Here is a 17,187-nt window from a genome sequence, read left to right on the forward strand (position 1 = left end):
CCTCTGCCCTATGGCAGATAGCTGCGCGGGTTCGTCCGCTCCCCGTTGACCCGCACCTCGAAGTGGAGGTGCGGACCGGTGGACCGTCCGGTGGAGCCGGACAGGGCGACCACATCCCCTGCCTCCACCGTCCGGCCCGCCGAGGCCAGCAGTTGGGAACAGTGGCCGTATAGAGTGGACAGGCCATCGCCGTGGTCGATGATGATATAGTAGCCGTACCCGCCCTGGTTGTAGGCGGAGACTGTCACCGTCCCCGGCAGGGCGGCGCGGATCGGCGTGCCGGTGGGTACCGCCAGGTCCATGCCGGTATGTCCCCGGCGCTCTCCCGTGATGGGGTCGATACGATTGCCGAACTCCGAGGTGACCACGCTCCGCCAGTTCTCCCCGATGGGAGAGCAGAAGCCGTCCGCCCCGATGAACGGCACATCCGAACCGGAAAAGCCGCTGCCGCTCCCGGTGTAGCCATAGCGGATCAGACTGTAGACGCTGTCCGCATTGGCTTGTTGATCATCGGTGGACTCTGTGCCCAGCACGGCGTAGATGTTCTTGTAGACCTGTGCCAGATCCTCGATAGGTACTGCCACGGTATAGGTTTCTTCTTCCTCTGTGGTAGTTCCATCTTCATTCGCTATGATTACGGTGCGGGTGCGCTCCTCATAGGTGACGAAGCAGTCCGCAAACGCCCGGCAGTCCTGGCGGCTGGGACTTTCCGCGCCGAAGTACAGAGCATAAAAGATGGCCTTGACACGGATACCGTCAAGGCCATTTTCATCCTCTGCCTGTGCGTTGATTTCAGCGATGGCTCCATCCAGCAAAGCGAAACAGGTCTGCATCTCTCCGATATAGGCACGGTACTCGTCCGGGAGTTCCGCAGGAATCGTCCCGCCGTAGAAGCACAGCTCCACCACAGAGAGGTTGTGGGAGGCGGAGCCCGAACCCAGAGAGCATAAAAAGGCGATGAGCAGGATCACCGGAGAGAGGATGGCCACCAGCACCCAGCCCAGCTTCTTCCGGGTATTTTCATCCGAGAGGGCGGCGATGGCCGCTTTGACTACCGCGGCGGCTGTGGCGCTCATAGACTCATGCCGCCCATGGCTGGGCCGTCCTGCTGTGGGCCGCTTTGCAGTTCTGACCAGTATTCGGACAGCGCATCCATGGTTTCCGCATGGCCGTCGCTCCTGCCGTAGGCCGCATCCCACAGGCGGTACTGCTCCAGATCCATGCCGCGATCCAGCAGCAGCTTGGCCGTATCCACCGCGTCATTTTGAATGCAGGCAGAGAGGGCGGCATAATCATCCAGTTCCACCGGCATCCCTGCTTTCAAAAGCCGCTCTGCCATCCATTCCAGATGACCAGAGAGCAAAGGACGGAGCACCTGGGAAATGTGACGGTCCGGCTGCGCCCCCTTTTCCACCAGCACCATGGCAGTTTGGAAATCCTGCCGCATGGCGGCCATGGGCAGCAGGCTTGGCGGTGCGGCGGCAATCTGCTCCGGGGTGCATCGCCGGAGCAGGTCTTTGGCGATCTCCTGATGATCGTGTCCATAGGCGTACTGGATGACCTCGCCGGGGAGCGTGGGACGCGGCTCTGAGAGCCGGCTTTTCATCTGCTCCACCAGAGTCTGCACCCGCTGGCTGTCTCCCGTATCCACCGCCCGCTTGCAGGCGGTGAGGTAGGCTTCCGGCGAAATACTCCTTGCGTCGGCCAGCAATGTCAGAACCATCTTCCGTCCAACTATCCCCGGCCGTCCAGCCGCCTCCGCCAGCAGACTGTCCGCCTGATTCGGCACCTTGGGGTAAAACTGCTTGAATGTTTCCAACTCGCCGTCCCGGATGGCCAGTACTGTTTTGTCATAGTCGCTCATGCGCAGGGGCCGCTGACCAGCCGTGTCCATATAGGCGGTGATGCTCCCGGTCATGCGCCGTAGAAGCTGCTCGGTCTGGGACATGGCAGCCTCCTGTCGTTCCCGCTGCTCTGCCAGCGCCTGGATGATGGTACGCTGTTCCGCGGGATCCAGGTGGACGATCATGTCCTCTGGCTCCGGTCGTTCCCCCAACCGCATATACCGGGCATAGGTGCCGCCATCCCCGTGGAACGCCTTGGTGATGGCGGAGGAGATGAGAAACATCCGGTCAAGGTCCGCGCCGGTATCGCCCAGGGTCTTGCCGGTGATGAAGCTCCTGGTGACCGGCTGGCCGTTTTCATACCACTTCAGGTACACATCCAGATAGACGCCCTCGCTGCCGCCATAGTCGGTGGTACAGAAGATGTCTGCGTCCTGGGGGATCTCCCGGCCATTTTCCCACTCCTGAGCCAGCAGAAAATACTCGTCCGGCAGATAGCCCATGCCCTCCAGCCGGTATTTCAGTTCCTCGAAAACCTCCTGGGCTGTGCGCTGTCCGGCACACTTCAGCTTGCGGGGGTCTTCCTCGGAAGGCTCCCATTTGTCCAATTCAATGGTTTTCATCTGATCAATACTCCTTTCCTATCCTCCGTCATAGCAGCCGCAGGGCATATCATGTTCCGGGAACATCCAGCACATGGCCATCTGATTTTTATCCGCCTCCACAAAGTCCCGCCAGGACCAGTTCCGCCCCAGGCCCTTGACACTGATGAGGTTGGGCTGGGCGTTGTCCTCGATGGCGATGGCCCGGTCAAAGAGATCCCGGTGGTTGTGGTAGAGGGTGCGGATCTCATGGTGCTTCATCGCGGGGCAGAAAAAGCAGGAGGACTTGCCGGGCAGCGGCAGGCCCTCCTGCTGGATGGCGGCAACGCAGTCCTCCCGCCCCCAGCCCCAGTCGATCAGGGGATATTCCATCTGGTATTTCTTATCCTGTATATCATAGACATAGGCGTGGGTCCTGCGCTGCTCCTCGTCGGCGTCATAGCCAATGAACTTGACTACCTTCTCGCCTCTGGCCCACACCTCCCGGCAGGGCGGATAGTTGTTGCAGAATTTTTCTTGCGGACCGGCCTTGTGCTTCAGGGAACACCTCTTGTAGCCATAGGCCAGAGCGGGGAGGGTGCCGGAACGGAGGCACTCCTGCTCCAGTGTCAGGCGGTCCCCATTCATGTCCATGTATTCTACCACTGTGATCTTCGGCATCCCGTGATTTATCAGCCACTGGTCCATGACGGACAGGTACTCATAGGTGTGGGGCTGCTCGCAGCCTGTATCCGCAAAGAGAATGAGGTCGGCGGGGATATTTTTGTGGTACATTCCAATCAGCATAGCGGTACTGTTTGTGCCGCCGCCATAAGAGATGACATTCATAGCTGGCTCCCTATTGCGCATTTGCGTTCTCAGGCCAGCCGAGTTCTTCGAGCTTCAGAAAGTATGCAAAGGTTTCCGGCGCGGCATCTGCCAGAGGGCGCATCCTATCCTCGTTTTCACTCCAATCGATCCAATACTCAAAAAACTCCGCAAAATACTCCCGCGAATTGACTGTTGAGTAGTCTCCCAGTACAGCACGCGCGGATCCCGACTCCTTCTCATAGAGCTTTTCCGTGGTGGATGGAAAGCCAATTACCTGATGATAGAAGTGCCCGAACTCATGAACGGTACAAGACGGCTCACGGGCATAGATCGTTTTTTGACGATAACTGGTCGCACCGGCGCACTGCATATTCAACTGCTCACTTAAATCGTCCAGATACTGACTGTCCAGATCAAACGACCAGCCGTGCGCTGTATATTCATCCAGAATAGCCGCGGGAATCTTTTTCATCTCGACAAGATAGGAGCCGAGATATACCTGATCAACATTATTGATGTTCAACCGCTCCACCATCTCGGGGGGATCGACGTGCAGCCCTTTGGTACGGACCAGATAGATGATCTGTGCCGCTTCGCCGCGTGTGATACGTTCCAGTGGATCGGCATTTTCCGCGCACAATCCATTTTCACAGGCGATACGAACATAATTATCAGCGTCGCTCATGTATTCTCCGTCTTCATACAGCTCATAACAGTAAACGGGAATCCCCTCTGCCGCAAAAGCACTGGCATAAATTGCGCTGCGGCACATCTCCGTGTCTGGTTCCAGTACCGCACTCATATTGAGCCATCCCTCTTTGTACGCAAGCTCGAGCTGGGCCTGCCCGAAGGGAATACCAGGAGTTTCGGGAACCTCCTTATCATAGGCACGGCAGATCATGACTGCCCACTGGCGGGTGGTGATGACAGCGTCGGGCGAAAAGTTATTGTCCCCGGTCCCACAGGTGATCCCGTTTTCAGCCGCAAAGGAAATGCCCTCATACCAAGGGGATTCCGCGCTGACATCCCGGAATCCCGGATCATTGGCCGCAGATGCTGGGGCGGTCAGCTGCATACACAGGGCTGCGGTCAGCATGAAAAAAGATAATATGGTATAGATTCGTTTCATTGATGTTCCTTTCCAAAAAGAAAACAGCCTGGAAGCCGCTTGGCAATTTCCAGGCCATTGGTTCGGAATGAGCTCACTAACTTACGGGTTCACCGTCCGCCCGCCTTTCCAAACAGCTTTTCCTTATAGGGCGGTGCATGGACCTCCAGCAGATACCGCTCGTTACCGCACTTGTAGAGGCAGACGCCCCTCTGGGGATAGCGGATGAGTTCGAACTCAGCAGGCTCCAGTTGGAGGTTGTCCATATAGAACTTCTTGTTCACGCTGCCTGCGTTGAACAGGAACTGGTGGGTGGGGATGGCGAACAGGGGCCGGGTCAGCTCCCGAATACCGTCCACATCAAAGTCCTCCAGATTCTGGCTGGCCAGGATCATGGAGGACTCCTTCTTCCGCACCCGCTTGAGGCTGTTACGGATATATTCGATGGTGGTCAGGTTGCTCAGCCAGATGTACAGCTCGTCCAGCGTGGCCACGGTATTTCCCTCGGTGAGCAGCTTGTCGCTGAGATAGGAGAGGATATTGAACAGCATGGCGTTCTTCACATTCCGGCTGGCCTGGAGGAGCCCCTTGACGCCGAAGACCAGGAAGCGGGAACTGGTGATGTTGGTGTGGCCGTTGAAAAACTTGCTCTCCGCGCCGCGGCACATGGAGTGGAGGCCCAGCAGGACCTCCCGCAGCAATTCCCTGGTGTAGAGGGGGAATTCCTCCTGGTCATAATTCTGATACGCATCCTCAATGATACGGTAGAGGTCGGAGAGAACGGGGTAATCCGTGGGGGTCAGGGACAAAAAGTCCGTGTTGTCATCCATGCCCCACTGGGCGTACAGCCGCTCCAGCATCAGCTCGATGGTGTCGATGTGCTTGTCCGCGAAGTCCTCCTTGTAGGAGCGGAAGAAGTCCTTCAGGAAGGAGATATGCTGGCTCAGCCGGGTCTTCTGGCGAAAGGCCGCGGGAGCGTCCGGGTCATCTTCGCCGCTGACATCCCACAGCTTGGGCTGGAGGGGGTTGATCCGGTATATACCGCTCATGAGGTCAAGAAAGCAGCCGCCCAGGTTGACGCACAGGTCAGTCAGCTCATGCTCCGGGTCCAGGCAGATGGCGCGTTGCCCGCTCTCCAGGATGTTGCACAACAGGAGCTTGAGCAGATAGCTCTTGCCCTGGCCGCTGTTGCCCAGGATGAGGACGCTGGCGGTGGTCTTGTCGTCGGCACGGCGGTTCAGATCCACGATGATATTGGAGCCGTAGCGGTCCCGTCCGATGTAAAAGCCCTTGGGGTCGGTCTTGCCGGAGTAGTTGAAGGGATACAGGTTGGCCACCGAGCTGGCAGGCAGGACGCGCTCAAACTGGGAGCCAAAGGCGTTGCGGCCAGCGGGGTTCACGGAGAGAAAGCCCTCCCGTTGGCGCAGGAGGATTGGGTCGGCGCCCAGCTTGCTCCGCACCAGCTCCGCCGTCACCTCGTCCCGCAGGGTGCGCAGGCTCTCCGCGTCCCGTGCGGACAGCTCGATGAACACGGCGCAGTGGAGGAGCGGCTCGCTGTTCTTCCGCATGGAGGCGATGAGCGCCGCCACATCCTGGAGGTTGGCCTCGGCGGTGACGGCTTGCTTCATGCTGTTGCTGCTGCCCCGGTCCATGCGGTTCTTGTTCTCCGCATTGTGGATGATCTTATCCTCCTCGGCGGCAGTCACCTGCCGGTTGTAAATGGTCAGGGTCACGCCGCTCTTTTCGCCTAAATGCCGCAGCAGGGCCAGCTCCTCCGTGGTGGTGGGATAGCTCCGCAGGGCCAGGGTACAGCGGTATGCCCCGCCGCAGATGGCGTGGTCGGTGTTGAACTTCACCGCCGTGGGCGCGATGAGGTCCAGGAAGTCCTTGACGCGGGGTTCGGCAGGCTTGGCCGGAGCCTTTGCTTTCTTTTTCTTCTGCGCTTTTTTAGGCATCCTGTGTCACCCACCTCCCGCCGTCACAGTCTTCGAAGTGTTCTGTGGTCACATCCTGCTGGTAGTAGACCGCCAGCAGGCGCTTGATGTCCTGCTCACCGGCCAGACGGACATGGAAGCCCTGGTCCCGGATGCGCTTTTCCGTCTGGCGCAGGCGGCTCTCGGCGGTCTCGCCGTTTTGCTGCTCCGGGCGGCAGACGAAGGCAAATTCCCGTGCCGAAGCGGTGGCGGACTGGATCTCGTCCAGGTGGGCGCTGTCCTGCCGCAGCAGTTCCCGCAGGGCGGGCAGCTCCTCGTCCTCCAATCGCTGGCGGTACCAGTCCTTGTTGTGCCGGAAGGACTCACGGGAGTCCAGAGCCAGCATCCGCAGCTCCGGCATGGCGCACAGCAGGCGGGTCAGGGCCAGCATCCGGCCTCGGATGCCCTCGTCCGAGAGGACGGACAGGTTGTCCGGCTTGATAAGAAAAAAGGCCAGTTCTCCATCGGCGGTCTTGAGGCCGTGATCGGTGAGCTGGCTGATGCCCATGAGCTGCCGGGTGGTCTGCCGCTGGCGCAGCTCCTTTTTCTGTTTCCTATTCAGTATTCTCACTCCATTCATAGTACTGCTGTTTCAAAAATAAAAAGCAAACGGCATAGCGCAGGAAGTCCAGAATGCTGGCGTCCTCCACGCGGATGCTCAGGAAGGCGAAGAGGACGGTAACCACCAGCGGGGGCAGGAAGCCGCTCTGTGCCAAGGCCAGGACAGAGAGCAAAAGCCCGATCCCGATGATGGCCACATCCCGCAGCGTCCACAGCCAGAGCATCGCCTTGGCTTTCAGATTATCAGGGTAGATATATATGGTCAGATTCCTCCTAACGAAAAGGACGGGAAGTAACGCCTCCCGTCCTTGGCCTATTTCTGGATAGTGGTGATATAGGGCGCGGTTCCCTCATGCAACAGAGTCCTTCGCTGCGGGCTTTTCCTCCTCACTCAACTCGGGCAGGACTTCCACGACAGGGATCCCGTCCTTCTCCTGGCAAGTCTCCCAGCCGGAGACGGCATTTTCGATCAGGGTGACCACGAATTCCTTTTGGGAGAGCTTCTTGTGGGCGGACAGGTAGGCTTTGATCTGCTGGAACAGCTCCTCCGTGACGGTGAACGCCAGTGTCCGCTCTCCTTTCTGGGATTTGTACCCCTCCAGGGGCTTAAGGGTCTTACCCTGTTTCCACAGGGCGAGGCCCTGCTCCACCAGACCAACCACGAAGTCCCGCTGGGACTGGTCTCCGTGGGCCGCCAGATACTGCTTGACCCGCTGGAACAGCTCCTCCGATACCGAGAACGCCATCGTCCTGCCGCCCTCTGCCCTGGGGCGCGGTTTGGGCCTTTCGTAATGCTCCCGGAGGATCCGTTCCATAAGGATGCCGGTGGTCAGAGCCTCGTCCGCCGCCACATCCTCCCGGATCTTCTGGTGGAGTTCCTCACATAAATTGATGGTCAGTTTGCCCATTTTGTGCGCTCCTTTCCTTTTGGTAGGGCAAGTATGTCCCAAGCCATGGCCAAAAGCTATTCACCAAACCCAACGAAGAACAGGGCATGAAACGAAGCACAAGCGACAAGCCCTTTCGCGGAACTTTTGGTGGCCATTTGGTGCAATGGCGTGTATAATCAAGACAGCTTGATTGTGGGAGGGTCTTGAGATGAAACGGTGCCGCTGGGCGGATCCAAGCTCGGAATTATACACCGCCTATCATGATAATGAATGGGGGCGGCCGGAGCATGACGACCGCAAACTCTTTGAGATGCTTATTCTGGAAGGGTTTCAGGCTGGTCTCTCCTGGCTGACGATCCTGAAAAAGCGGGAGGCGTTTCGGGCCGCGTTTGACAACTTTGAGCCAGCCGTGGTCGCCCAATACGGCCCGGAGAAGGTGGAGGCTCTGATGTCGGATGCGGGAATTGTGCGCAACCGGCGCAAGATCATGGCCGCAACTCAAAACGCCAGGGTGTTTCTCACCATTCAGGCGGAGTTCGGCTCCTTTGACCGCTACCTTTGGGGCTTTACCGGGGGCAAGGTCATCTTGAACACAGATGATGAAATGCGCGCCCGCACGGAGCTGTCCGACCGCATCTCCAAAGACCTGAAGCGCCGGGGGATGAGCTTTGTAGGCAGCACGATTATCTATTCCTTTCTTCAGGCCACAGGAGTGGTGAATGACCACGAAACCTGCTGCTTCTGCTATCCGGGAAATCAATAGCCTGCGGCCATGGCAATGCCGCGCATGATGAACTCCACACAGGGGATTGCCACGCTGTTGCCCAGCGCCTTATAGCGGGCCGAGTCCGACGCGCCGGGCAGGTCCGTCCAACCGTCCGGGAAGCCCTGGAGCCGTTCACATTCCAGGGGCGTCAGGCGGCGGATGAGCAGGGGGCCGTCTACGACCAGCTTATCCTGCCCTACATACTGGCTGTTGGGTCCTTTCCGGTCGCTGCTGGTCAGGGCACCCACCGTCTCCTGATACACCAGATCGGTGGCGTCCTTGTGCTGGCGGGCGCTTTCAGTGGAAGCTACTGCGTCATCTTTGAATACATCCACCCGCTGACGGGAGAAGACCGCATGGTGATCCGTGGCGGTCAGGGTATAGGCGATGTTCTCCTGATACCCGATCCCGTTGCCGCCGTTTTGGGGCTGGCGGTCGATGGCATTGCCCGTAATGCAGAAACAGGGAGCGTCCGTCACCAAGGGCAGGTTGTTTCCGCCGGTCCCCGCTCTTGCGGATAGTGTGGGAGATATAGGGTGCGGGCCGGTATAACGGGCATCAACGCCGTGATTCTCATAGACCAGCGGCTGGTGTCCATGCTCCTGTGCCCGCAGGGTGCCGGAGACATCCTTGCTGCACCCCATGGCCGCGCCGCCCTGGTCATTCAGGCAGAGGACGGACGGCACCATGTTCGTTCCACTCTCAGCGGCTTTCAATGTGGGCGCGATCTCCTCCTGATATCCGATCCCGCCCGCTGTAGGCGCGGCTCCGGCACAGAAACCTGCGGTCAGTACACAGGGATAGCCCTGGCCGGGCATACCGCCCCCGCCGCTTATGGACGTATGCCGTTCCGGGCTGAGATAGCACTCGCCGTTTCCCTTGGTCACCACGCCTGCGGCAAACAGCAGCCCGCCGGGAATCCGCCCGCCTCCGCCGTCCGCGCCGGCCAGGGTTGGAGCTTTTCCCTCTGGGGTAAACACACGGGCCTGCTGCGTATCCCATGGGTTGAGACAATTTTCAGCAATAAAAGCCTGCTGTTTCATTCCCGGCTGTGCGCCCAAAGCCCCCGCTACATCGTGGATATCCCGCACCTCGCGCCCCAGGGCGGCTTCTCTTGCCGCTTTGCGGCAATTCACCTTCTCCCGCTGATTGGCCGCAAAAGCTGTTGGTGCGATCACTCCGTTACGCCCGGTAGACATGCCGCAATTGGTGCCAAGTGTTGCGGAGACCTGATCGGTGATATCTCCATTGTAGCCATCGAAGCCGACAGGCTCTGTTGCGGTATGATATGGTTGTCCCGGCCTGAGAATCAGTCCCGCCTGCGCCATCAGCGCCGCCTTGAGCTGTGCCGGCAGCTCTTTGCCCCGTTCCTCCGCCCGCCGCAGGATACCCAGGCAGGCCGTCCTGCTCAGATAGTATTTTCTCCGGGGGCTGGTTTCCAGGATATCGGACAAAGCACACTTGACAGGCTCCCGCGGAGCCGGTCCGGTGTTGAGCGGCGGACCATTTTCCCGCCACGGGGAGCGGAGTTCCCAATAATGGCACCCAAACAGATCCACATGGCCCCTGGACAGGTCCAGGTGGAAATAGGGGATGGAGATCAGCACGGACAGGGACACGGCTTTGCTTTTTTGTTTTGGCTGGCTCTCGAATATATCATCTACATCATCAGGCTCATCCAGAGAGAACAGCATCATCTGGCCGTTGCTGTCGTAGTTCTGCATGGTCAAACCTCCGTGTTTAAACTATCAAACAGGAGCAGGGGCGCGAGAGGGCCGGCGAAGTCCGCCACCAGAAAAATGCGCTTTCTCCGCTGAGCGACGCCCCAGAACTGTGCGTCCAGACAGCGCCACGCCAGTGAGAAGCCGGTCTCTATCGCGATATCTCCCGCGTCCGGCCACGAATAGGGATAGGACCGTGGAACCTCCGCGCCGGCGTCATGGATCCGAATGATCTCCTCCAGCACGATGCGAAAGTCCTCACCCTTGGGCGATCCGCTGCTGAACGCGCCAGGCACATTCTCCCAGCATAGCCAGCGGGGACGGATGTCGGCTGCCGTGCGGCCCCGTTCTCTCTCCGCCGTCCGCATCTCCTTGACGATGCGGATCTGCTCCATAAAAAGACCGGAGCGGGCGCCAGACAATCCGGCGCGCGCCCCGGCCACTGAGAGATCCTGACACGGGCTGCCCCCGCAGATGATGTCCACAGGGAACAGCAGCCTGCCGCTCAACTTTGTAATGTCGCCCTTATGGGCCATGCTCGGGAACCGCTGTTCTGTGACCTTCATGGGGAACGGCTCGATCTCGCTGGCCCAAAGCGTTCTGATACCATGCCGCTCCGCCGCAAGGGGAAATCCGCCGATGCCGTCGAAGAGACTCCCCATCGTCAGGGTCACCCCATGGCCATCCCCATCCCCTCTGTATGCGAGAGCTCCGTGGACTGGATCTCCTCCGTGCTGACGCTCCGCACGGGGATGCCGAAACGCTCCGCCAGTTCTTTTTCTCCCGTCATGCCGGGGCTGATCCGGTCCCCGCACAGCCAAAGCTCGTCGCACCGTTTCAGCATCCGGTTTCCCATGGCAATGCCGAGCTGCCGTTCCTCCGGGGCGCTGTCATCCAGCATCTGGGTGTAGAGCAAACGTGGCGCAAAGGGCGTTACGCCTTGGGAGATGGCATACCGGCACGCCTGCCGGGCAAACTGGAGGTTCTGTTCCACATCCCCGGACAAGGGGGAAGCGATGTAGACCACCGCGCCAGGGGCATTTTCCTGTGTCTCTGAGCGGAAGAGATAGGCCGGGTCGTTGACCACCACACCCTCTCTGCCGAATTCCACCGCGTGTTCATTTGCCGCGGCCCAGTCCAGATATTCCGGATCGGCGGCCTGGCGGTACACCTCCGGCAGCCATTTTGCCGGGATCCTGAGCAGTCCGGAGGTGTGTTCCAGCTCCTTGTCCATGGTGTAGGCGACAGCTTCCCGAACAGCGGGGAGCAGAGGGCCCAAGTCCTCCGGGGTGTGATCCCAGAAGCTGATCTCCCGCAGGACCACATCCTCATACCGCTCCCAGCTCCCGCTGTCATCCTCGTTCCACACATAGTCGGCTGAGGTGATGGTCACACCCTCATCATTGCAGTTGATCCAAATAGTCTTATCCAGTTCCGGGAGCCGCACGGCCAGCGTCCCCACCATGCATCCGCCTCCGGTGTTGCCATAGATACGGTCTATGACTGCATACCGCATGACTCCGGGGTCTGGCGTTGTATCAAGAGCCTTGATCAATTCAGCCTGAACACTCCGCTCTATATCATGGCCGCCTGGATACTCCACACATTGGTACTTTACAGCGGGATGACGGTTGAGACGGAGCGCCTCCATATCCCAAAGCTTCTGTTTCGCGCTCCCACACTCAGTAAAGAACAGGCGCTGGCCGTTCTCAGATAAAAAGCCGGAGAGCCCCGCCATGGGACTCTCCGGCCTCGCTTCCACCCAGATCGCGTAGATTTTAGGTGGACGGTTTTCTTTTCCTTCTGTCATATACAACGCTCCTCCTTATTTCGGCGCCACCGCCTGCACAACGGTGCGGGTGGTGTTGACGGCGGCCTGTGCGGTGTAGACTGCGCTCATGATATTGGCCCTTGTCGTGGTGTCCAGCCCGAAGGTCCCGGCAATCCGGGGCACTTCTCCCGCGGAGAGCATGAGGCCCAGCCCCAGCAGGGCGTGGTCCTTGAAGACCATAAGCCCAGCCACAAGGATGGTGGATTGCAGGAAGGCCGTCAGGCACAGGCCGATGACCTGCTTGATCCACTGGGTGAACCCGTCCACATATCCGCGGGGGATGCTGAACATATAGAGACTCCCCACGGCGATCTGGATGAGCAGGATGCCGCCCCGCTTCAGATTGGCGAAGAACACCTTGATCACCGCGTAGGCCATGAGGATGATGCAGAACAGGAGCATGATGGGGCTGGTGATCAGGCCGATGCCGAAGTCCAGCGTCACCTGCGTCATATCCGCGATGCTCTCCACGCTGTTCAGGTCCGTGATGATCTGCTGCCCCACATCCCCGATGCTGGTCCCATAGCCGGTGATCCCGGCGCTGAGCCGCCCTTGCAGCGATACGGAAAGGGCATAGAGCCGGATGGGTACCGTCGTGAACAGGCTGACCGCCAGGAAGCCCTTGATGGCGTTGAGGGCGGTGTGCTGGAGATTGGCCCGGCCGGTGGTGTACTCGATGCCGAACTCAAAGGCGCATACCACCAGGCTCACGCCAAACAGCGCCCAGCCAAGCTGGGAAAAGAACAGCACGATGGCCTGCACCCACTCCAGCTCGAACAGCTCCACGCCCATGTTGCCCATGGCCGAGAAGAAGTTGCCGAGAAAGCCCACCACCTGGCCATAGAACCAGTCGATGAGGTTGTCCATGATGGTGGCGGCTACAAAGTCCCAGATGAACAATGAATGACTCACCTCGTTTCAAAGGCCGTATCATCCGTTTCTGGGACAGTCAAGGGGCCGCACAGATGGTACGGCCCCTTCGTTTGTTTACATGGTCTGCTGCCACTGCTGGGCGGCGGTCTGCTCCTGGAATACTTCCAGATAGCTGGAGACTGCGTTGGTCAGCGTTTCATAGTCCGCCGCTGTAGGGCGGTAGGCGTACCAGTCGGTCTGCCCATTATCCGTCCATGCGTAGGGACCGCTCCGCCGAATGTAGGGGTTATCCGTCTGCCCCTTGCCCCAGAGGTCCGCAAAGCGCAGGCGCAGGGCGTCCACCTGCCCGTCGTTGCGGTTCAGGATGGTCATCTGGATCGCCTCATAGCGATCCGCCATGCCGCAGGTGACGAACTGCAGCTTGGCCCGGTTCATCTCGCTCAGGCGGACATAGCAGGCCCGGCCCACAAATACCGCGTCGGGATAGATGGGCTGCACGATCTTTCGCAGCTCCCGTTCAAAAAAGGTCATATGCATGCCTCAGATCCCGATGATGCCCCAGATGTAGAGGGGCGCGGTGAGGGTAAAGACCAGACAGGCGAACAGGATCACCGGGCCGGTCCACTCGAACTGGCCATGCTTTCTATAGTCGAAGTACGCCATGGCCAGTTTGGTGAAGAACGCAATGGCGAGGATCATATCCAGCGCCGGGAAGACCACATTGTCCACCACGGTCTTGATCTGCGCCGCCGCGTCCTTCCAGGTGCTCTCCACGGCGGAGGCCACATCCCCCGCGGCAAAGGCGGGGACGCAGCAGACCAGCGTCAGGGCAAGAACAAGGGTCAGGGCGCGGATGATTTTCTTGTGCTTCATCTTGAAAACCTCCTGTGCGTTTATAAAGTGGGAGCGCCGCCTTGTTAGGACGGCGCTCCTGGTGAAATGAGATGGAACGATCAATAGCCGGTGCGGGGCAGGGGCTTGGAGGGCTTATAGACCCTGGTCACCCAGCGGGTGGTTGCCATGATCCACTGGCCGTCGTAAACGCCGCCCGCGTCCGCCTGGTTGGTGAACTGGGTACCGCCGGTGAGCCAGGAAACCACATTGCAGTACACCTTGGGTGCCTCCACCTGCCGGAAGTTGGCGGGGACAACGCCGAAGGAGACCATGAACTCCGTCACATACTCGTTGGAGGCCAGCCCCAGCGCGGCGGGAGAGGCGTCCAGCATATAGTTCTGCATGGTGCTCAGGTTGTCGTACATGGTGCGGTACTCGCCGTTCAGGTTGGTCTTGAAGACTACCTTGTAATTGCCCTGCACATTGTAGGTGCCGGTGACGATCTTATCCAGCCGCACTGCCTGCACGGGCAGGGTATCCCTCCAATAAAAACTGGTCAGGCTGGTGGTGGAGTTGTTGGCGATGCCGGAAAAGTCATAGCGGATGGACTGGCCGGGCATGACCTCGGTGTAGCCTGTTTTCTTGATGCTGACATTGGTATACAGGCTCTTGTTGGTCATGGCCGCCTTAACGATCTGGCCGGCGAACTCGATCTCCACATCAATGGGCGTCTGATCCAGGCCATAGAAGTCCGCACTCTGGGATTCGATCACCTGGTAGCGGCCCAAGGGGAGGGGCTTGCTGACGGCAACGCCGTTTTTCCCTGTTTTGATCGTGTCCACCAGCTTGCCCGTCCTGTAGTTATAGATTTCAAAGATGGTGTTGGGGATGGGCGTCCCAGCAGGCCAGCCGTTCATACTGTTGTAGTCCGCGGAGGTCTTGGTCACTTGGATTTGGCCGGTGATAGGTGTATTCTCCCATTCGATTTCCGTGGTCGTCCCCGCGGTGACATAGACGGTCTTGAGCTGCGTATCCGGGACATATCCCTCATTTTCCAGCTCCCGCAGGTAAAACCGCCCGGAGCCGGGGAGATCATCGATATAGACATAGCCGTCCTGGTCACTGGTGTACTGGCCGATGGGGTTCTTGTTCGCATCGTAGAGCAGGAAGGTCACGCCATAGATCCCGGAGCCGTCCGCCGTTGAGACCTTGTGGATCAAAATACCGGAAATAGGCGCGTTGGTCACGGTCAGCGGTGGACAGCTCCCGTCCTTCACGGTGAAATAGTGGGGTGTGGAATCCAGTTTGAAGCCCTCGGCGCTCTCGGTCTCTACCGCATAGTAGCTGTCATCCGGTAGTGTCACAAAGACGCTGCCGGTTTTCCCGGTGGTCACGGTGTCCACCAGAGCGTCATCCGATACCCTGCGAATTTCAAAGGTGGTGTTGGGGATGCGCTCGGTCTTGTCCGCTGAACTGATCTTGATGATCTCCACGCCGCCCACTGCGTTGTTGTAAAAACGGATAGTCTGGGTGTCGTTGGGATTCACGGTAACGGTTTGGCTGCGGCTGTTCTCGTCAATGGTATAGCCCAGGTCGCTGCCGTCGTTGACCAGCTCCAGAGCGTCTGCATATTGCTCCATCAGGTCCCCCAACTGGGGCCGGCCGCACCGGGCGTCCATCAGGACACAGTCCTCCAGACTTCGGACATTCAGCTCGTCCAGGGCCAGGGCCACCTCGTCCGGCTGGCCGCTTACGGCGGAGTGATCCGGCAGGCGCAGCCATACCCCCTCCGGTATTGTGGGGGAGGCCAGCTTCACCTTGACGCTCCAGCCGTCATCCTCCGGAATGAGCCCCTGGCCGGTGTAGCGGAGAGGGACGGGGCCGGACGGATAGGCCACATAGCAGCTCCCGATGAACAGGCCGGGGTGTCGGTCCTCATACATCATGCCGATCCGTTCCAGATCCGCGTAGTACATAGTGCGTTCCGGCAGATGGGCTTCGTGCCGGAGATAAAAGCTCCCCAGCTGTGCGTAGCTTCCCGCGGGAAAGCACACCCCATAGTCCTCCATGGAGAGCAGCTGATTGATGGCCTCCGCCATGGATTCCGGTCGCGCGCTGATGACAATGGCGCTGACAATGTGCTTTTCCTTCTTGCTCAATGTGGACAACCGCTCCGCCAGCCAGTCCCGTTCCTGTTCTGTTCCCGGAAGTATCATCAGTTCCTCAAATTCCCACATTACATCATCTCCATTCCGCCCCGCTGGGGCTGTTCTGCCATGACCTGGCCGTCCCGCCTCTCTACCAGGCCGTACTCAGTCACTGTACTGCCGTACTTCTGGAGCAGAGCCTCCCCATACCGCCAAAGGGTCACATGGGGGAGCAGAAGCTCCGCCGCTTCGTCACCAAGGATGATCCGAAGTTCATTCTCCGCCACCTCCGGCATGGTGCGCACATCCGGCTCCACCATATATTCGTCCAGCTGTCCGGCCAGCCGGGACGCCTCATTGATATCTGAGGGATCCTCTGCTATGAGGATTGCTTTGTACTTTGTCAGTTCCTCCGGTCCAAGCCGCGCCAGATGCTGCGCCAGCCGGTTGACATGGGTGATGCTGACGGCCTCGTCCACCAGATCCTTCAGGGCGGGTGCCGCGCAGTCCAGACAGCGGAATCGGATATTCTGCCACGCTTCCGCTCCAATGGACTTTAGCTTGTTATCAATCATCAGGTGTGACGCTGGCAGCGGCAGCGAAACATTGTGTTCGCCATTTGTCAGTTCCATCAGAACCGCATAGTCCGGCCTGCGGAGGCGGAGGTCAAGGGTATCATAGACCTGCTCCAAGTCTGAGTCCTGCGTCACATAACCATGGCTGGTGAATACGCCGCCCTCATCCATGCGGGCCTTTCTGCCCAGCATTTCAAAATCCAGCATTTGAAACACGCTGTCAGGGATGGCGTCAAGCTCCGGCATAAAACCGTTTTCCGCATAAAACCTGCCGAGCTGGGAGTCGTTCTGCACCTCACTCAGCACATGGCAGCAGTCCGTGCTGTAGGCCAGGTCGATGATCGTGGATATCTGGATCGGACCATACTTTTTGGAGACCTCCACCTGGAACAGCCCCTCGAACGCGGCTTTCTGCCGTTCATCCAGCCGCGCCAGCCTGTCTGCCAGTGCATTGAGCTGAAATAGATCGCATTCATCCGTCAGATGAATATGGAGATACGGAAAGTCGTTATACTCGAGGATATCCCAGTCCGGCTTGCCGTCCATGGGCATTTGCAGCCGCTCCAGCGCGTCCAGCAGTTCATAGGGGGCGGCGGGAAGCTCCAGTTCGCAGTAACAGCCGTTGCCTCCAGACAGTTCTACCCGAAACACC

General features: G+C 59.2%; 15 protein-coding genes and 2 pseudogenes. 1 reads left to right on the top strand and 16 read right to left on the bottom strand.

Going from position 1 to position 17,187, the window contains the following annotated elements:
• Positions 1 to 8: 8 nt before the first annotated feature.
• The 8 genes from J9789_RS10935 to J9789_RS10970 form a co-directional block, all read right to left on the bottom strand.
• A complete protein-coding gene (locus tag J9789_RS10935) occupies positions 9 to 1,076 on the bottom strand; it encodes a M23 family metallopeptidase (RefSeq protein WP_209345294.1) in 1,068 nt (355 codons plus the stop codon).
• Complete coding sequence (locus J9789_RS10940; protein ID WP_209345296.1) at positions 1,073 to 2,467, bottom strand: ankyrin repeat domain-containing protein; 1,395 nt, start codon at positions 2,465 to 2,467, stop codon at positions 1,073 to 1,075. Before J9789_RS10940 ends, J9789_RS10935 begins: the two co-directional genes overlap by 4 nt.
• 18 nt (positions 2,468 to 2,485) lie before the next feature.
• Positions 2,486 to 3,274: a phosphoadenosine phosphosulfate reductase family protein gene (locus J9789_RS10945; protein ID WP_209345298.1), complete on the bottom strand. Its 789-nt coding sequence runs from the start codon at positions 3,272 to 3,274 to the stop codon at positions 2,486 to 2,488.
• Positions 3,275 to 3,284: 10 nt separating this feature from the next.
• Positions 3,285 to 4,385: an S-layer homology domain-containing protein gene (locus J9789_RS10950; RefSeq protein WP_209345300.1), complete on the bottom strand. Its 1,101-nt coding sequence runs from the start codon at positions 4,383 to 4,385 to the stop codon at positions 3,285 to 3,287.
• Positions 4,386 to 4,474: 89 nt separating this feature from the next.
• Positions 4,475 to 6,319 carry a DUF87 domain-containing protein gene (locus tag J9789_RS10955; RefSeq protein ID WP_209345302.1) on the bottom strand — a complete coding sequence of 615 codons (1,845 nt, stop codon included), beginning with the start codon at positions 6,317 to 6,319 and terminating at the stop codon, positions 4,475 to 4,477.
• Entirely contained in the window at positions 6,312 to 6,908 is a 597-nt protein-coding gene (locus tag J9789_RS10960; RefSeq protein ID WP_340039118.1) for a hypothetical protein, read from the bottom strand. The genes J9789_RS10955 and J9789_RS10960 overlap by 8 nt, the downstream gene beginning before the upstream one ends.
• The gene (locus tag J9789_RS10965) at positions 6,892 to 7,158 is read right to left on the bottom strand and encodes a hypothetical protein (protein WP_209345508.1); all 267 of its coding nucleotides are present in this window, start codon (positions 7,156 to 7,158) and stop codon (positions 6,892 to 6,894) included. The genes J9789_RS10960 and J9789_RS10965 overlap by 17 nt, the downstream gene beginning before the upstream one ends.
• Positions 7,159 to 7,248: 90 nt before the next feature.
• Positions 7,249 to 7,806 carry a hypothetical protein gene (locus J9789_RS10970; RefSeq protein WP_209345304.1) on the bottom strand — a complete coding sequence of 186 codons (558 nt, stop codon included), beginning with the start codon at positions 7,804 to 7,806 and terminating at the stop codon, positions 7,249 to 7,251.
• A 190-nt stretch (positions 7,807 to 7,996) separates the two neighbouring features.
• Here J9789_RS10970 and J9789_RS10975 point away from each other — a divergent pair, with 190 nt between their 5' ends.
• Positions 7,997 to 8,551, top strand: a complete 555-nt coding sequence (locus J9789_RS10975) for a DNA-3-methyladenine glycosylase I (protein ID WP_209345306.1) — start codon at positions 7,997 to 7,999, stop codon at positions 8,549 to 8,551.
• Here the strand turns inward: J9789_RS10975 and J9789_RS10980 are convergent.
• The 8 genes and pseudogenes from J9789_RS10980 to J9789_RS11015 all read right to left on the bottom strand — a co-directional run bounded on the left by J9789_RS10980 (position 8,545) and on the right by J9789_RS11015 (position 17,186).
• Positions 8,545 to 10,278, bottom strand: a complete 1,734-nt coding sequence (locus J9789_RS10980; RefSeq protein ID WP_209345308.1) for a DNA cytosine methyltransferase — start codon at positions 10,276 to 10,278, stop codon at positions 8,545 to 8,547. The genes J9789_RS10975 and J9789_RS10980 overlap by 7 nt on opposite strands.
• A 23-nt stretch (positions 10,279 to 10,301) precedes the next feature.
• A pseudogene (locus J9789_RS10985) lies at positions 10,302 to 10,937 on the bottom strand (DNA cytosine methyltransferase); the annotation flags it as partial.
• 8 nt (positions 10,938 to 10,945) lie between these two features.
• Positions 10,946 to 12,085 carry a DUF4406 domain-containing protein gene (locus tag J9789_RS17080; protein ID WP_235396115.1) on the bottom strand — a complete coding sequence of 380 codons (1,140 nt, stop codon included), beginning with the start codon at positions 12,083 to 12,085 and terminating at the stop codon, positions 10,946 to 10,948.
• Positions 12,086 to 12,100: 15 nt separating this feature from the next.
• On the bottom strand, positions 12,101 to 13,006 hold the full coding sequence (locus tag J9789_RS10995; protein WP_209345312.1) for a conjugal transfer protein TrbL family protein: 906 nt from the start codon (positions 13,004 to 13,006) through the stop codon (positions 12,101 to 12,103).
• 87 nt (positions 13,007 to 13,093) lie between these two features.
• A complete protein-coding gene (locus tag J9789_RS11000) occupies positions 13,094 to 13,510 on the bottom strand; it encodes a hypothetical protein (RefSeq protein WP_209345314.1) in 417 nt (138 codons plus the stop codon).
• A 9-nt stretch (positions 13,511 to 13,519) separates the two neighbouring features.
• Entirely contained in the window at positions 13,520 to 13,852 is a 333-nt protein-coding gene (locus J9789_RS11005) for a DUF3852 domain-containing protein (protein WP_209345316.1), read from the bottom strand.
• An 80-nt stretch (positions 13,853 to 13,932) separates the two neighbouring features.
• Positions 13,933 to 15,402: pseudogene (locus tag J9789_RS11010) on the bottom strand (SpaA isopeptide-forming pilin-related protein); the annotation flags it as partial.
• A 647-nt stretch (positions 15,403 to 16,049) separates the two neighbouring features.
• Positions 16,050 to 17,186, bottom strand: coding sequence for an antirestriction protein ArdA (locus tag J9789_RS11015; RefSeq protein ID WP_235396339.1), 1,137 nt, complete (start codon positions 17,184 to 17,186; stop codon positions 16,050 to 16,052).
• Position 17,187 lies beyond the last annotated feature (1 nt).

It is taken from the genome of Flavonifractor sp. AGMB03687, assembly GCF_017811815.1.
In the GTDB taxonomy this organism is placed as follows: Bacteria; Bacillota; Clostridia; order Oscillospirales; family Oscillospiraceae; genus Flavonifractor.